This window comes from Luteibacter sp. PvP120 (genome assembly GCF_054055715.1).
Map to the genome: position 1 here is coordinate 144965 of NZ_JBSRXP010000001.1, position 16518 is coordinate 161482.

Sequence of the window (16518 nt, forward strand, 5' to 3'; positions counted from 1 at the left end):
CGGCGACGTGAACGAGGCGCCGCGTCTGGTCTTCTGGTCGATGATTTGTCGTGCGGCTTCCAAGATCTGGTCGGCCGTCGCCATGAGATAACGCCCCTGGTCGTCACGCACCAGCAGGGAAGAATCGAGTGACAAGGAAAGTTGCGACATGATCGCGCTCCATTTGTTCGGGCGGAATTGCCCGGAACCGGCTGCAGCACGGCGCAGCGCAAGCAGTCAGGGGTCGAAGACGGCCACGGCCGCAAGTGCCAAAGGCGCGAAGCCCTTGACGGCGAGAACGCCGTGATACGGTGAAGGGAACAGCAAGACCGCCCCACATACCGTCCACCGCACACACCCGTTTTTCGGCAAGCGCAGCGCGCAGGTCCGAATCACGGGCCGGAGGCGTCAGCCGAGCAGAGTGAGGGAACTATGGAAGCCCGAATGGGGCGAGACGCCGTAGGTGGCTCGATGCGTAGCACGACAGCGCGGCCGGCCGTGTAATCTTGGCCGGAAGCGTCAAAAAAGATATTGCAGATGTAGAAAAAACTTATTGCGGAGAACATGACCGGCACCATGACCACCATCTATATCGATGAAAGCGGCCACAGCGGCGACATGATCAACAGCGGTAATGGCTATGACTTCAAAGGCCAGCCTTACTTTGCATTGGCCGGCGTCGGACTTGAAGATGGCCATGATTGGGAAGGCCTCGTCAGTGAACTGCGAAGTCGCCACCGCGTTGCTCCTGGTGAACTCAAGTCGAAGTCACTGGTCTCCAAGCCTAAATTTTCCGCTGACGTGATCAGCGCCTTACTGGACCGCCAAGCGCCTCTTTTCGTTGAGCTGGTCGACAAGCGTTACTTCATCTGCATGAGCATCACGTCGTTCCAGCTTCTCGCACCCTGTCTCGGCTACCCGGAGTCGGTCGAGCTGCATTTCCTCAGAAACACCGTTGCCGATTTCCTGCATTTCCACGCATCAGAGCACGTACTGGACACGTTCGTCGCGTCCTGCCTGACGCCGGATGACGCGACACTGCGTGCGTCGTTCGCGAGCCTGCGCGAAATGGAAAAACAATCGAACTATGAGGGGGCGGCAGTGCAAATCGCCCAAGGGGTCGCCCACATGGTTGAGGTGGCTGAAGCCGAGTACCGCGAGCTAGGTGATGCTCAAAGCGAGCCCTGGCGGCGGTTTCTTCCGCCTCCCGATCTCAACAAGCATTCAAAGCAGGTTTGGATGCTACCCAACCTCACGTCCTTCACGAGTATCTACGCCCGAATGAATCGCTACTATGGGCGGCGATTGGCTGGCATCCGGCTGGTGCATGACCAGCAGTTTGAGGTGGAAAGCATCCTGCGCCAGGGCAAGGCCACCGCCGAGCACCTGGGCCGCACCATGGAGCTGCCCTACACGCCACAGTCCGACTATCGGTTTGAGGAAGAAGCCAGCATTGATTTTGCGCAGTCGCACGAGGTGATCGGCGTGCAACTGGCCGATATCGTGGCTGGAGCCACGATGCGCTTCTTCCGTGACACGGATGCTGGCACGCCTGTGTCGCACGAGCTGCGCGAGGCTATGATGCGGCTCATCTCCGAAGGGGATGAGCGGACGGGCTACGGCCTCAATCAAGTCGTGCCAACTGCGAATGTCCGCAACGCAGGCTTTGATACTTCAATTTCCAGCCCTCGGGCGCCGAGGGGCTCGCGCTGACGCACTCAGATGCTATGCGTCTAGGACGTCATGCAAGCGATGCGTCCAAAGCTTCCTCGAATTGCGCTGCCTCATGCCTCATCCTGTGGTCCATCTTTTCAAACACATTCCGAAGCTCAACCCGATAGGAGGCCTCTGTCGGAGAAGCTGCGCCCCGGATCACTGCGGTCATGAATGAGGATGCAACGTCAGCCAGCTTGCGGTCACCCTGAAGCTTGATGTGACCGCGAATGGCAACTTCCAGCAGATAGGTCTTGAACGATACAGAAAGTTTTTCGCTTGGAATGATGTCTTCCAGCATAGCGCCAAGCACCTTGGTGGCTTCTTTTGAAATGTAGTGCCGGTCAAAGCCATCGGCGGTACGCGTGGCCTCGGGAATCTCTGAATCATCGATGCGCGCGCACTGTTCGGCCCAATCTGTGGCGACGCTGACCATGCGGTAGAGAAGATAGTGAAACGGCGTCGGCCATTCCTGATAGGCCTCTTCGTCAGGTGGCACAGACATCTGCTTCAGGCTCTTTTCCGCGAAGTGCCCGAAATAGTGCAGCCACATATGGTCTTGCAGACCCTGGTGGATGCCCTCGTGAACCATGATCTCAAAGAGCGTTATGCCCGAATTGATCGGGCAACGGAATCTCCCTGCATCGTAGTAGGAGCCCAACGATTCGTTGAGCTTCTCGACCAGTTTGCGGTCTTCATCCAGTCGCCGGCATACCGCGTCGCCAATAGCCTTGTCCAAGCCATTCTTTAGCGCCGCAGCGGCATCGGAAAAAAACAAGTGAAGCAGTCGGTTGTTCTTCGGCAGGAACAGGCGAATCCCGCCATTCAGATTCTGATTGTTCTTCAGTTCCACATAAAGACGGCTACCTGGCGCATCAAGTAGTGCATCCATGTAGTGCTCGATGAAATCAGAGCGTATCGCCTCGTCAGCTTCAAGGAGCTTGAGGCAGAAGTGCGGGTGGGCAGCGGCCAAGTGGATGGTCAGCTCGGGAGAGGTGACCAGATTCAAGAGGACTTCGCGGGCCTGCGTGCTGGCTTCGTCACGCTCCAAGATCCAGGACTTCAAAGATTGCAGCCCGGCACTCCAGCGCTGTCGCCAAGCCGGCCTTGCGCGAGCCGTCTCCCCGCGCAAGAGTGCGGCCATGTCAATGTTGGGCGGATCGAGACGATCAACCCAGCCGGCAAGCAGCGACTGCTGCTTGGTTAGGAGAATCAGCTTCGGCAGTTGTGGTTCGAGCAGCAACACCAGCTCGTCGTAGCGCTTGGTGAGATGCAAGTTCTCAATCAATTCGCGAAAGACGCGGATTCTTCCCCGGACCAGCGTGGGAGATCTCGTTCGCCAGAAAAAGTAGAACACGACAGAGAGAAGGAGCAGGTAGACCGCGCTCGAACTATCGAGCCCCCGTTTCCACGGCCCCAGGCTGTAGTACAGCCCGAGCCTTTCCAAGGCGGGAGCAAACACCAAGTAGTGGATGAGGAGGAAAACTACGCCACCGACTGCCCAATCCCCCCAGGCCATGCAGAAGCGAAGTCGAAGTCTGCTGGCAGGAGTGATCAGCGCCCACACTGCGGCGATAACGCCCAATATGGTCAGCAAGCTGGTGGTATCGATTTGGGCAGAAGCTGTCATCGCCTAGTCTTATGCGTCCTATTGTTTACTGGCAGAGATTACACGCCATGGAGGTCGCTGGGGCAGTTGCTCCCCGTTCTGGCCGTTGTCCTTTACCGTGCTTCTCCACTGATATCGAGAACGCAGTCTTGGAGGCTACAGACCTGTGACCGCGGCCGACGCGATGGCCTCGCGTCCATCCCGGGTCGAGTTCATCAAGGCGCTGCTAGCCGGCATCGGCGAGAACGGCGAGCGCAACGATGGCCGAATGCCCAATGACTTCAAATCCATCGATAGCATGCTCGTTTCTTTGGGGAGTTGCGTGTTCGACCTGGGTGCAGAAGACCTGGTCGATGGCCCGTACGTGAAGCGCCTCAGTCAACGTGAACGCGATGGATCCAGTAGCCTCCGGCTAGCCTTTCGGTGACTGTGTTTCCGACCGAGCAGGCACAGCTTGGTCCGCCGCTTGTCAGGGGCGCCAAGCAACGCGCGGCCGGGATGGGCATCCAGCCGGATGCCCAGTAGGAAACCCCAAGGTCCGGATAAGATCAATGTCTGACGAACACCTTGTAACATGGCCTGAATTCCAAGATGCGACCCCGCACTAGAGCAGGGGCTGCGTCGACAAGAAAACAAGGCCTTCCATGCACATCTCCCAGCTCAGCCTGATCAACTACAGAAACTTCGCCAATACGAAGTTGCTGTTCCAAAAGGGCATCAACACCATCATCGGCGAGAACGGGTCTGGTAAGACCAACCTGTTTCGGGCTATTAGGCTGCTGCTAGATGACAACATGATCCGCTCCGCCTACCGGCTGGAGCAAACTGACTTTCATCGCGGCCTCGGGCGTTGGCAGGGACATTGGATCATCATCAGTCTTGAGTTCGAGGAAATCTCGGCAGACGAGGCCGTACAGGCCTTATTCCGGCATGGGACAGGTGTCATCGACGAAGAGGCCAACGGAAAGGCCACCTACAACCTCATTTTTCGTCCCAAGAAGGAAATCAGGCTACGACTTTCTCAGTTGGACGATGGCGACCAAGCTGGCCTCGATGCGATCCTGAATCCAGTCACTCTCGATGACTATGAGACCCTCTTCACGGGTCGGAGTGAAGCCGACTTCAACGACGCAGCCTTCTACAAAGAGGTGGTCGGTGACTTCGAGAATGTCCGGTTTAGCGAAGAAATCGAGTTCCCCGCAATCGGCACCAAAATTCCGAACGTGCTGTCCGTCTCCAAGGAAATTTCCTTCACCTTCGTCCAGGCTCTGCGAGACGTTGTTTCGGAATTCCACAACAACCGAACCAATCCGCTCTTTTCGCTGTTAAAGGGCAAGAGCGGCGATATCGACCCCGTGGCGTTCAAGGCCATCACCGACGGGGTAAAGGCGTTGAATGACTCCATCGAGGCCTTGCCAGACGTGCAGGTCGTCCGGACGGATATCCGAGACACCATCAAGGACGCAGCTGGCGAGGCGTACTCTCCGTCGTCCCTTTCCATCAAATCCGATCTGCCGGACGAAGCTGACAAGTTATTCCAGTCGCTCAAGCTGTTTGTCGGCGAATCGGGAGAGGATCACGAAGGGCCAATCCACGAGCTGAGCCTGGGTGGAGCGAACCTGATATTCCTCACCCTGAAACTGCTCGAATTCAAGTATCAGAAGGCCAAGCAATCGATTGCCAACTTCCTGTTGATCGAGGAGCCGGAAGCCCACATCCACACGCACATCCAGAAGACGCTGTTCGACAAGCTCAAGTACGACGACACTCAGATCATCTATTCGACCCATTCGACGCATATCTCCGAGGTCAGCAATGTTCAGAACGTGAACATCCTGGGCAGGGAGCGTGACCGGTGTGAGGCCTACCAACCTGCCGTTGGCCTAAACCCAGAAGAGATCGGCAACATCCAACGCTATCTGGATGCTGTCCGCAGCAATCTGTTGTTTGCCAAGAGCGTTATTCTGGTGGAGGGCGATGCCGAAGAAATTCTCGTTCCGATCCTGGTCAAGAGCGTGCTGGGCATCAGCCTTGATGAACTCGGTATCAGCCTGATCAATATCCGCAGCACCGGTTTCCAGAACGTCGCGGTTCTCTTTCACGATGACCGAATCCGCAAGCGATGCAGCGTAGTCACGGATCTCGACAGGTCGATCATTGACACAACGCCGGCGGCGGGAGACTCCGAAGGGCTGCTCCGGCGCAAGAGCAAGTACCAAGCATCTCAGAATAAGGGGGTCGCCAGGAAGGCGCTACTGGAAGATACCTTCAAGGACAACCCGTGGGTCGCCCCTTTCTTTGCCCCCCATACCTTCGAGGTTGAATTCGTTGCTGCCGGCAATGCGCGCAAGGTGGTCGGGATCCTTCCGGATGTCTACAAGGATGCTCCAACCATCGCGACGGCCAAGACAGAGCTTGAGTCCGCGGCCATCGCGATCTATGGCCAGCGCGCGCTGACCATGGCGGACAACTATGGAAAAGGATGGTTTGCCATCTTGCTGGGAAAGAAGATCGATCCGCAGACCGCTATCCCGAAGTACATCCTGGACGCGATCGCTTTTGCGCACCCCGTAGTCACAAAGGAGGTCTGGTTCAACATACTGAGCTACCGCGTGAACTACATCGATGCAGAGGATATTGTCACTGCGGCCGCAGTCTTCGTGGACTTCAGGGCCAAGCTGCTGGCCTTCAGAAATGGAGACATCGACTTCGTAGGCATCCGCAACGAGATGCTTGCCACATTCCCCGACGACCGCATCAACGACGTCCTTGAGGTCTTCTAACCATGTTCATGTGGGACAAAGACGACCTGAATCCCGAGCAGGAGGCTGCCATTCTGACGCCGGGGAGCGTTTTTCTCATCGCTTGTCCCGGCAGCGGGAAGACTCGCACGCTGACCTACAAGATTGCATATGAACTGTCCAGGTTGAAATCGAACAAGCAGTTTGTTGTCGCGATCACGTATACGCACCGTGCTGCCGACGAAATCCATGAGCGCATCGAGAGTCTGGGGGTGGACACATCCCGGCTATGGATCGGAACGATCCACTCATTTTGTCTTGAATGGATATTGAAGCCCTACGGCATCTATCACCAGGAGTTGGCTCGCGGATTTCGAGTTATTGATCAGCATGAGCGCGAGAAGATCTTGGAGGCGCTATGCAAGCCATACCAGAAGCCAAAAATAACATTCTGGGATTGTGAGTTTTACTTCACCGAGACTGGTTATGTGCTTTCTTGTCCCCAAGATTGGAAGCATCCCGGGCTGCACGCCATACTAGAGCAATACTTTGAGCGGCTGCGCGAGAGTCGGCAGATCGACTTTGAACTCATTCTCTACTATGCATACCAGCTAATTGCGAGTCGTCCTGCAATCAGTGAGCTCCTCGGGCAGTTGTTCTCTTTCGTATTGGTTGATGAATACCAAGATACCAAGAGAATTCAATATTCGATCATCACCGCCATCCTGAAATCCGGCCGAGGCGCGACCAAGGCCTTTGTTGTTGGGGATCCCAATCAAGCAATTTACCAGTCGCTCGGCGGATATCCAATTGCCTTCGAGGATTTCAAGGCGATGGCTGGTATCGACCTTGAGGAACTCGAGCTGTCGAAGAACTACCGTTCGTCAGAGCGCATCATCGATTACTTCGGAAACTACAACGTCTACGCTACCAACATCGAGGCCGCATCCGACGACAAAGCGTATCCGAGCCTCGTCTCATTCAACGACACGGTAAGCAAGACGGACCTTGAGGCGGAGTTGATCCGACTGATTCGATTCAACATCGAGACGATTGGCATCGCACCTCATGAGGTGTGCGTGCTTGCCCCTCAATGGATGCATTTGGCAAGCATGACTCGACGCCTAGTGGCCAGCATGCCGCAGTATTCATTCGATGGCCCTGGCATGGTTCCTTTTGCAAGAGATCCTGAAAATTTCTGGTACAGACTTTCAAAGATTGCTCTTACACAGGCGTCGCCTGGCATGTATGTCCGTAGACTCCGTTGGGCTGGAGAGATTCTGAATGATTTGGAGGCGGCTGGCGCGAGCGTGTCGAAAATCACACGGAAGTCTTTGCTGAGAGAATGCAACGCAATCAAGATCGATGAAGCGGATGGGCTGGCGTACCTCCGCACGTTTTTTGAGATGTTGTTCGAAAACCTATCCATCAATTTTCGACTCTTCATATTGCTCCAGGAGCATCACGTCGCGTTCTTCGATAGCTCGCAAGCAAGGGTTGATCGACTGAAGAGCGAAGGCAGCGAATTCATAGGCGACATTGAAACGTTCAGGAAGGTTTTTCAGCACCGAACTGGGATTACGATTTCCACAATCCACGGCGTGAAGGGTGCAGAGTTCGATACGGTAATTGCTTATGCCCTGTTGGAGGACATGGTGCCGCACTTCAATGATCCGAACGGACAAGAAAGTGCGATGAAATTGCTGTATGTCATCGGGTCGCGCGCTAGAAAGAATCTGCACCTGATCTCAGAGCGAGATCGTGTTCGTCAGTACTCAGGCCAGGAGTATCAAGTTACCCGCAAGCTTGCTGATTGCGGTTTCGGCTATGACGATATTCCCTAGGAACCGCTGCTGTGTGCCGTAGGACTCATATTTAGGGCGACTAATGAAGCTTGCACTATTTGAAGGGAAGAGACATGCGCCGGCGCCAGGTCTGCAGGGACAGTGTCCTAGTTGCGGTGCGCCTGTTACGGCAAAGTGCGGGAACTACAAGATCTGGCATTGGGCGCACAAAACGCGCGAGCACTGTGACCCTTGGTGGGAATCGGAAGGAGAGTGGCACCGCAGCTGGAAGGACCGCTTTCCACAGGAATGGCAGGAAATCCCCCATCAAAGTTCAACTGGCGAGCGCCATGTTGCGGACATACGCACACCAGCTGGTTTGTTCATTGAATTCCAACGTTCAACCATTCATCCTGACGAAGTTCTGGCGCGTCAGAACTACTACGGAAAGATGATCTGGGTAATAGACGGATGCAAGAATGAGTTCGATCCGATAAATTTCAGCAACTGGAGAGGCCGGCCGGACGAGCACGGGTTAGCTCAGTTCGCGGTGTTCGGTCGAAGTAAGCTTTTCGAGCGTTGGCATACCGAGAAGCCTGTTTTTATTGACTTCGGAAAGGCCGGATTCTGGCGCATAGCGCACTACAACCCGAAGACTAAACGCGGGGTTGCGCTAATTGTAAACAAAGAAGCGTTCGTCCAGGTTGCTAGCTCAGGTTCGACGGATTTCATCGCTCAAGGTGGCCCAGCCTCACCACTTTGAAAAGATGCTGAGACTACTGTGTAAAAAATTTGTCGCGAGTTAAGAGCCCTGCGCTACAGAACATTCGGCGTTCCCCCGATTTGCACAACAGGAGAGATTGATGGCGTTGCCTAACTGCCCATTTGAAGAAGGAGATCGCATTGATCACAAGCTGTTTGGTTTCGGCACAGTTGTCGGAGCGCCCGTAGCGATGGTCGGACCGGATTCTCGGAGCGTCAGCGGCGTTCGCGGTGCTGGCTGGAGTGTTCCGGTCAAGTGGGATGATGCCAAGCGGACTGCGGGAGCAGTCGCGCATCACGCGCTACGCAAAGTCTCATCACCGGACTCTCGGCCATTCACCCACTGGGATCGGCAGTGGCAGCCGTTGCTTCAAGCTTGGCTAACCGCTCGAAGAGAAGTTGAGCAGGTCTCTTCGAGCTTCCGGCCCGTACCTGAGTCCGCCGATCTGACACGAGTTCAAAAGGCGGAGCGAACAGCGTTTGAGGCAATGCAGCGCTTCTGGGAGGAAGAGCGAGCAGCAGGGCATCCATAGACTGTTCTATGTGGGGGGACGTCACTGGCTCTAGCTGACGTCCAGAAGGCAATCCAGTATGCTTAGGCGTGATTGATGATGATGTCGAAAACGTAGCTCCCTCACGGATCGCTCTATCTTCCGCGCCAGCAAAAGACGCGCGCTTCTGACGGTAAAAGCGACGGTAAAGACCCATGTCGATCACAGCCAAGTCCTTTAACCACGCGGGTTTAGGCGGCCTGTTGATGATGGAATGTGGGTAAGGGAGTCGGTTGCCGGCTAATCGGTTTTGTGCAAAATTCGATCAATCTAACTAGTTTTATTCATCCCTAATCGCTATTTCACAGGAAAAAGGGGCGTAAAACTGTTTTTGCGCATTCGATGCACCTCGCTCGATGGGACGCCTCATGACTGATTTGCCTTCAGATCCCATCGGGGCCGCTTGGCTGGCTCGGGCCTATGGCGTGCTGCCCCTGGCGCCGTTGCCTGTGCTGATCCAGATGGGCGGCCGGCGCGCCACCTAGGTCAAAGGCGAATTCCATCTGGATGTTGCTGGTGGAGCGTTTCGGTGTGGCGTCCTTCGCCATGGCCATGGTCGTCGAGGCCGTCGGACTGCACTTCGTGCCGCGCCGATGGTCGCTGTTCGGCGTTCCCATGCCCGCAAGCTTCCTGCCGCGGGGACGCATGGTCGAATCCGAGGAAGCGGGGCTCTTTCGCTTCCCTATGGAGATCGTGCTGCCGTTTGTCGGCCTCGTTGTCGCCCGTCGCGGTTTGCTCGATCCGGAAGCCTGAGGCGAAACGTGTGGGACAGGTACGGGTTCAACCTGCTGCCGCCAACGCCAACGCCACCGCATCGTCGCCCGCAGGCATATGTGCCGGACTGCCCGGATCGGTCGCGGCCAGCCATACCGCCTCGGCCACCGGCACAGGCCGCGTGATCGCCGACTCCTGCTGCCATTGCGCGAAAACATCCTTGGCGATCCCGGCATAGGCTTCGGGGAAGCCAGCCGCCATCCGCGGCTTTGCGTTCTCGCCGAAACGGGTATCCGGTGCGCGGCCGGGCAACACCACACGTACGCGGATGTCGAACGGCGCCAACTCCAGCGCGAGCGAATCGGAAAAGGCGTTCACGGCCGCCTTGCTTGCCGTGTAGACCGAGAGCAGGTGCAGCGGGCGGAGCGTCACGGTGGAGGTGACGTTGACGATCACGCCGTCGCGGCGCTCGCGCATCTGCGGTACCAGGGCGCGGGTCATGGCGATGGTGCCGAGCGTGTTGGTTTCGAATACCTCGCGCGCACTATCCATGGCGGTGCCTTCAAGCGCATTGAGCATGCCGATGCCGGCGTTGTTGACCAGCACGTCCACCGGACCGGCCGCGGCGACTACGCGATCGATGCTGGCGGCATCGGTGACATCCAGTTCAATGATCCGCAGGCGGTCGGAGGCGGGCAGCAGCTTTTCCTGCGGCTTACGCATGGTGGCGACGACCTTCCAGTCTCGCTCGAGGAAGTAGCGTGCGATCTCGCGGCCGAAGCCCGACGAACAGCCGGTGACGAGGATCGTTTTCATGGGATGTCCTGGGTGGGTGAGCAGGAGCACCACACTACGGAGCGTTCACCGGACTTACTATAATAATTAGTCCATTATTCGTTAGAGAAAGTCCGGTGAATGACCCGCTCGCCGACATGGTTACCCTTCTGCAGCCCAGGCCGATCTTCTCCAAGGCAATCAGCGGGGCGGGGCAGTGGCGTGTTCGCCGGCATGAAGCGGGGCAAGCGTTCTATTGCGTGATCCTCGGGGGCTCGAACCGTGTGCAGACGAACGGCAAGCCACCGATGACCTTGGTCGCGGGTGATTTCCTGCTGATTCCGCAGCTGTTCGATTTCACGATATCGAGCCTGATTCCACCGGCTGCGGGGGAGGCAGATACCTTGCCTGTCGTAGGGTCCGACGGCGTATATCGTCTCGGCACGGTCGACGCGCCGTCTGAGGTCGAGTACCTGATCGGCCAGTGTACGTTCCGGTCGTCGGATGCCCGTCTTCTGGTCTCGTTGCTTCCCGATGTGGTGCGCGTGAGCGGCGAGCATCGGCTGGCCGCGCTGGTGGGGCTTCTGCGCGACGAATCGCGAGCTGATCGGCCCGCGCGTGAGGTCGTCCTGGCGCATCTGCTCGAACTCCTGTTCATCGAGGCGCTACGTTCCGCCGGAACAGCGGCCTCGCCGGGATTGGTCCGGGGACTTGCCGATCCACGGCTCGCGCTCGCGTTGCGCCGGATGCATCAAAGTCCTGGCGAGTCATGGACGGTGCACCGTCTTGCCGCCATCGCGGCACTGTCACGTTCGATGTTTTTCGAACGCTTCAGCGAACGGATCGGCATGGCTCCCATGGCGTACCTCACATCGTGGCGCATGGCACTGGCGAAGGAGATGCTGCGCTCGGGCGACCTCGGCATGGTGACCATCGCCGAGCGTGTCGGTTACCGCTCGGCCAGCGCCTTCAGTGTGGCGTTTACGCGGTATGTCGGTCTGCCGCCGACCCATTACGCACAGCACGCGTTGAGCCCGGCATCGTCGGAGCGGGACCACCGATAACGCTCGAAGGCGCTGTTCATCGGGCCTATGCGCAGGCGCAAGGGCTACGCCTGCTTCGTCGCGGTGCCTGCTTACCAGACCTGCCGCCGCTTTCTCTTCTGCCTTCTGTTAACTCTTGAAGCACCACCTGCGTAGCGCAGAGGGATGATCGGTTGTCTATTGACAACCATTGGTTTTAAGACGAAGCTTGGAGTCAAGGATGTCCCGACGAAGCCATCCGAAGAAAGACATAGAAGACGCACTACGCCACGCGGAGCGTTCCGGCTGGCGGGTCAGCACCGGCGGCAGCCATGCCTGGGGAAAGTTGTATTGCCCCTACAACGATCGGGATTGCCGCTGTGGTGAGTTCTGCATCACCAGCATCTGGAGTACGCCCAAAAATCCGGCAAGTCACGCACGGGCGCTACGCCGCGTGGTGGATCACTGCAATGCGATTCGCAAGCCGGGCGGTCGAAGCCGTTGAACCAAGGAGGTTCCATGGAATACGTATTCACCCTCAAGTACAGCCTGCCCACCGATGAAACCGACATGGATGCGCTTGTCGAGCGGCTGGGCGAAGCGGGCTGCGACGATGCCACCCTCGGCGTCGGCCTGCCGGGGCGCCTGGCCCTGGCGTTCAGCCGGGACGCGGACTCGGCGGTCGACGCCATGCGGTCGGCACTCGAGGACGTGCGACAGGTCGTGCCCGCAGCGGTATTGATCGAGGCCTCGCCCGATGTCGTCGGTCTGACGGATATCGCGGAAGTCGCCGGTGTCTCCCGGCAGAACATGCGCAAACTGATGCTTACGCATGCCGGTCGCTTTCCGGCCCCTCTTCACGACGGGTCAAGTGCGTTGTGGCATCTGTCCGACGTGCTCGCATGGCTGGCCGATCGCAAGGGTTATACCGTCGATCCCACGGTCATGGAGACGGCGCTGGCGGCGATGGAGGTCAACATCGCCAAAGAGCATGCGCGGCTGGCTTCCACCGATACTGCGCCGGGCTGATAAAGCTGCCGGATAAGTCCGGCTTGCGTGTAAGGGAATCCGTCACCATCTCGGAGTTCTTCTTGCCTTCCCCGGAGTATGTTCCATGGCCCAGCCGGCGCTCTTCAAGCCTTTACGCGTGCGTGACCTCGAACTGGCCAACCGCATCGTCATCGCACCCATGTGTCAGTACTCGGCCGACAACGACGGCCGCATGAATGACTGGCACCGTATTCACCTCGGCCAGCTGGCCCTGTCCGGCGCGGGGCTGCTCACGATCGAGGCGACCGCGGTGGAACCGGAAGGCCGCATCACCTGGGGCGACGTGGGCCTCTACGACGACGCTACGGAACACGCCATGGGGAGCGTTCTGGAAAGCGTCCGGCGCTGGTCGCACATGCCGATCGGTATCCAGCTGGGCCATGCCGGACGCAAGGCCTCCACGGAAACGCCTTGGGCCGGCGGTCACCAGCTTGCGCCCGATCACGAGCATGGCTGGCAGACGGTCGGCGCATCCGCCGTGCCTTTCCATGCAGGCGATCATGCGCCCGTGGCGCTCGACAAAGCCGGCCTGGCCCGCGTCCGTGACGCCTTCGCCGCTGCGGCCGAGCGGGCTGCCAGGCTTGGCCTCGCCTTCGTGCAGCTCCATGGCGCGCACGGCTACCTCTTGCACCAGTTCCTGTCGCCTTTGTCCAACCAGCGCACCGACGAGTACGGCGGCTCGCTGGAGAATCGCATGCGCTTCCCGCTGGAAGTCTTCGACGCCGTGCGCGCGGTGTTTCCCGCCGATCGCCCGGTAACGATGCGGGTATCGGCCACCGATTGGGTGGAGGGTGGCTGGGATCTGGAGCAGACGATCGCTTTTGCCAAGGCGCTTGAGGCCCGCGGCTGCGACGCCATCCACGTGTCGACCGGCGGCCTCGACGAGCGCCAGGCCATCCCGGCGGGACCGAACTACCAGGTGCCGTTCGCCCGCGGCATCAAGCAGGCGGTTGGCATTCCGGTTGTGGCAGTAGGTCTGATCACCAGCCCCGAGCAGGCCGAAGCCATCGTCGCCACCGGCGACGCGGACATGGTCGCGCTGGCCCGCACGATCCTCTACGACCCGCGCTGGCCCTGGCATGCTGCCGCAGCGTTGGGTGCCACCGTTCGTCCGCCCAAGCAGTACCTGCGGTCGCAACCCTCGCTGTACCGGAACCTGTTCGGTTCGTCGGGAGGCATCGGGCCGCAGGCGGCCTGGATTCGTGACGAGGACGGTGGCTACCGGTAGCACGCCTGGTTCGTAAGGCACGGCGGATGCCGCAGGCGCTCTTCCGGACCTGCGGCATTTTTTTTCCAGGGCGTGCCCTGTACCCATCGGTACAATGGAAGCCTTCTCATCAGGCGTCAGACCATGGCCGCTCCGGTTCCCCCGTTCACGCGCGAATCCGCGCTGCAGAAGGTCCGCCTGGCCGAGGACGGATGGAATAGCCGCGACCCGGAAAAAGTCTCGTTGGCCTACACCGTCGACAGTCACTGGCGTAACCGTGCCGAGTTCATTACCGGGCGCGAGCAGATCGTGGCGTTTCTCACGCGCAAGTGGCTCAAGGAACAGGATTATCGGCTGATCAAGGAGCTTTGGGCGTTCACCGACAACCGTATCGCGGTGCGCTTCGCATACGAGTGGCATGACGACAGCGGCCACTGGTTCCGTTCCTACGGCAACGAGAACTGGGAGTTCAGCGCCGACGGCGAGATGTCCCACCGTTACGCTTGTATCAACGATCTTCCCCTGGCCGACGCCGATCGTAAGTTCCACTGGCCACAGGGGCGTCGTCCCGATGGCCACCCGGGCCTGTCCGACCTGGGTCTGTAACTCGATGGTGCTCACCATGACGGAAATAGCATGAGCGACGAACCCACGCGTTGCGCCTGGGCCGGCAGCGACCCGCTCTATGCCGCGTACCACGACACGGAGTGGGGCGTGCCCCTGCACGACTCGCGCATGCTCTGGGAGCAGTTGATGCTGGAAGGTTTCCAGGCCGGATTGTCCTGGATCACCATCCTGCGCAAGCGGGAAAACTTCCGTAAAGCCTTCAAGGGCTTCGATCCGGCCAAGGTGGCGCGATTCGGCGAGAAGGACATCGTCCGCCTGCTCGACGATGCCGGCATCATCCGCTCGCGGGCAAAGATCGAAGCCACCATCAACGGCGCGCGGATCTACGAAGAGATGCGCGCCCGTGGCGAAACCTTCGATGCGTATTGCTGGTCGTTCACCGACGGCACGGTGATCCGGGGCGATGGGCGCAGCGTGCCGGCGCAGACCCCGTTGTCGGTGACGATTTCCAAGGATCTCAAGAAGCGCGGCTTCAAGTTCGTGGGGCCCACCATTACCTACGCCTGGATGCAGGCGGTAGGCATCGTGGACGATCATGCCGCGACGTGCTTCCGGCGTAAGCCTCAGCCAGCCGGGGCGTAGCCGGCTGCGTGGGCGCATCGTCCGATCCGCGCAAACGACGTAGAATCCGCCCCTTGTCCCGGGAATGCTCTGCCTTGTCCACTCCGCATGTCGCCAGCGATGACACGTTCTCGGTAGCCGACCGCCGCTGGATGGGGCGTGCGCTGGCGTTGGCCGCGCACGCCCGCGACGCGGAAGGCGAAGTCCCGGTCGGAGCGGTGCTGGTATCGGATGAGGTCGTCATCGGCGAAGGCTGGAATCGCAACATCACCCTGAACGATCCCACCGCGCATGCGGAGATCCAGGCCTTGCGCGCGGCCGGGCAGGCGGTGAGCAATTACCGGTTTCCCGGCTCCACGCTCTACGTCACCCTCGAGCCCTGCACCATGTGTGCCATGGCCATGATCCATGCGCGCGTCGGCCGTGTGGTGTACGCCGCGACCGATCCCAAGACAGGTGCGGCGGGAAGCGTCTTCGACACCCTGGTTTCCCCGTTGCACAACCATCGCGTGACCGTGGTCGGCGGCCTGGAAGCGGAGACGGCAAGCGCGATGCTGCGCGCGTTCTTCCGCGCGCGCCGCTAGCTTTCGTGAGTGCCGCTAGGCGTAGGGTGCCAGCACCTCGGTCACCGAACGCTCGATCTTCAGGTCGAACAGGGCATCGGCGCGCGTGACGCCGATATTGAGCGAGGCGATGGGCAGGCCACGCCGCGAGGCTTCCAGGACGAACCGGTAACCGGAATAGACCATCAGCGACGAGCCGACCACCAGCATGGCGTCGGCCTGGCCGAGGCGTTCCCAGGCGGTGTCCACGCGGGCACGCGGCACGTTCTCGCCGAAGAAGACGACATCCGGCTTGAGAATGCCGCCGCAGAGCGTGCACGCCGGAATGACGAAGGAAGAGAAGTCCACCTCGTCCAGGTCCGCGTCGCCATCGGGTGCGATCGTGGCCTGCCGCGCCAGCCATGCGGGGTTCGCGCTCATCAGCCGGTTCTGCATGGCGTCGCGCCCGGTGATGTCGCCGCACTGCATGCAGCGCACGCGGTCCAGGCGCCCGTGCAGGTCCACCACCTCGACGCTGCCTGCCGCCTCGTGCAGGCCGTCGACGTTCTGGGTCAGCAGCAGCGCGATGCGGCCATCCTGTTCCATCCGCGCAAGCGCACGATGAGCCGCATTCGGGCTGACGGCGGCGAAATGACGCCAGCCGATCATGCCGCGGGCCCAGTAGCGAGCACGCGCCGGCGGCCCGCTCATGAACATCTGCAGGGTCATCGGGGGACGGCGTTTCCACGCCCCCTGGCCGTCGCGGTAATCGGGGATGCCGGAGTCCGTGCTGATACCCGCGCCGGTCAACACGAACAGGCGGGGGTGGGCATCGACGAAGGCGCGCAGCGGATCGTCGGCGGAGGCGATGGCGGACAGGGT

At 59.4% G+C, this 16518-nt stretch carries 15 protein-coding genes; 12 read left to right on the top strand and 3 right to left on the bottom strand.

The annotated features are described in order from the left end of the window. Nucleotides 1-543: 543 nt before the first annotated feature. Complete coding sequence (locus ACVKN3_RS00650) at nt 544-1692, top strand: DUF3800 domain-containing protein (RefSeq protein ID WP_354513210.1); 1149 nt, start codon at nt 544-546, stop codon at nt 1690-1692. 28 nt (nt 1693-1720) lie between these two features. On the opposite strand, the gene ACVKN3_RS00655 is transcribed toward ACVKN3_RS00650, so the two are convergent. Then, entirely contained in the window at nt 1721-3322 is a 1602-nt protein-coding gene (locus tag ACVKN3_RS00655; RefSeq protein ID WP_354513208.1) for a hypothetical protein, read from the bottom strand. A 145-nt stretch (nt 3323-3467) separates the two neighbouring features. Between ACVKN3_RS00655 and ACVKN3_RS00660 the strand changes: the two genes are divergently transcribed. The 5 genes from ACVKN3_RS00660 to ACVKN3_RS00680 all read left to right on the top strand — a co-directional run bounded on the left by ACVKN3_RS00660 (nt 3468) and on the right by ACVKN3_RS00680 (nt 9892). Further along, the gene (locus ACVKN3_RS00660; protein WP_354513207.1) at nt 3468-3728 is read left to right on the top strand and encodes a hypothetical protein; all 261 of its coding nucleotides are present in this window, start codon (nt 3468-3470) and stop codon (nt 3726-3728) included. A 217-nt stretch (nt 3729-3945) separates the two neighbouring features. Beyond that, nucleotides 3946-6084, top strand: a complete 2139-nt coding sequence (locus ACVKN3_RS00665) for an AAA family ATPase (RefSeq protein ID WP_354513205.1) — start codon at nt 3946-3948, stop codon at nt 6082-6084. 2 nt (nt 6085-6086) lie between these two features. Then, on the top strand, nt 6087-7886 hold the full coding sequence (locus tag ACVKN3_RS00670) for an ATP-dependent helicase (RefSeq protein ID WP_354513203.1): 1800 nt from the start codon (nt 6087-6089) through the stop codon (nt 7884-7886). A 43-nt stretch (nt 7887-7929) separates the two neighbouring features. Beyond that, nucleotides 7930-8589: a competence protein CoiA gene (locus tag ACVKN3_RS00675; protein ID WP_354513201.1), complete on the top strand. Its 660-nt coding sequence runs from the start codon at nt 7930-7932 to the stop codon at nt 8587-8589. A 1057-nt stretch (nt 8590-9646) separates the two neighbouring features. Continuing rightward, nucleotides 9647-9892: a DUF4166 domain-containing protein gene (locus ACVKN3_RS00680; RefSeq protein ID WP_354513199.1), complete on the top strand. Its 246-nt coding sequence runs from the start codon at nt 9647-9649 to the stop codon at nt 9890-9892. 27 nt (nt 9893-9919) lie between these two features. Here ACVKN3_RS00680 and ACVKN3_RS00685 read toward each other — a convergent pair whose 3' ends face one another. Then, nucleotides 9920-10669 carry an SDR family oxidoreductase gene (locus ACVKN3_RS00685; protein ID WP_354513197.1) on the bottom strand — a complete coding sequence of 250 codons (750 nt, stop codon included), beginning with the start codon at nt 10667-10669 and terminating at the stop codon, nt 9920-9922. Nucleotides 10670-10764: 95 nt separating this feature from the next. On the opposite strand from ACVKN3_RS00685, the gene ACVKN3_RS00690 reads away from it, so the two are divergent. The 6 genes from ACVKN3_RS00690 (at nt 10765) to tadA (ending at nt 15678) form a co-directional block, all read left to right on the top strand. Beyond that, a complete protein-coding gene (locus tag ACVKN3_RS00690; protein WP_036141543.1) occupies nt 10765-11691 on the top strand; it encodes an AraC family transcriptional regulator in 927 nt (308 codons plus the stop codon). A gap of 477 nt (nt 11692-12168) precedes the next feature. Next, a complete protein-coding gene (locus ACVKN3_RS00695; protein ID WP_354513193.1) occupies nt 12169-12678 on the top strand; it encodes a helix-turn-helix transcriptional regulator in 510 nt (169 codons plus the stop codon). An 85-nt stretch (nt 12679-12763) separates the two neighbouring features. Beyond that, nucleotides 12764-13927, top strand: a complete 1164-nt coding sequence (locus ACVKN3_RS00700) for an NADH:flavin oxidoreductase/NADH oxidase (protein WP_354513191.1) — start codon at nt 12764-12766, stop codon at nt 13925-13927. Nucleotides 13928-14050: 123 nt separating this feature from the next. Continuing rightward, complete coding sequence (locus ACVKN3_RS00705) at nt 14051-14512, top strand: nuclear transport factor 2 family protein (protein ID WP_354513189.1); 462 nt, start codon at nt 14051-14053, stop codon at nt 14510-14512. Nucleotides 14513-14542: 30 nt separating this feature from the next. Then, entirely contained in the window at nt 14543-15115 is a 573-nt protein-coding gene (locus ACVKN3_RS00710) for a DNA-3-methyladenine glycosylase I (RefSeq protein WP_354513187.1), read from the top strand. A gap of 74 nt (nt 15116-15189) precedes the next feature. Next, on the top strand, nt 15190-15678 hold the full coding sequence (gene tadA, locus ACVKN3_RS00715; protein WP_354513185.1) for a tRNA adenosine(34) deaminase TadA: 489 nt from the start codon (nt 15190-15192) through the stop codon (nt 15676-15678). 15 nt (nt 15679-15693) lie between these two features. Here the strand turns inward: tadA and ACVKN3_RS00720 are convergent, their stop codons facing one another. Next, a complete protein-coding gene (locus ACVKN3_RS00720) occupies nt 15694-16515 on the bottom strand; it encodes an NAD-dependent protein deacetylase (protein ID WP_354513401.1) in 822 nt (273 codons plus the stop codon). Nucleotides 16516-16518 lie beyond the last annotated feature (3 nt).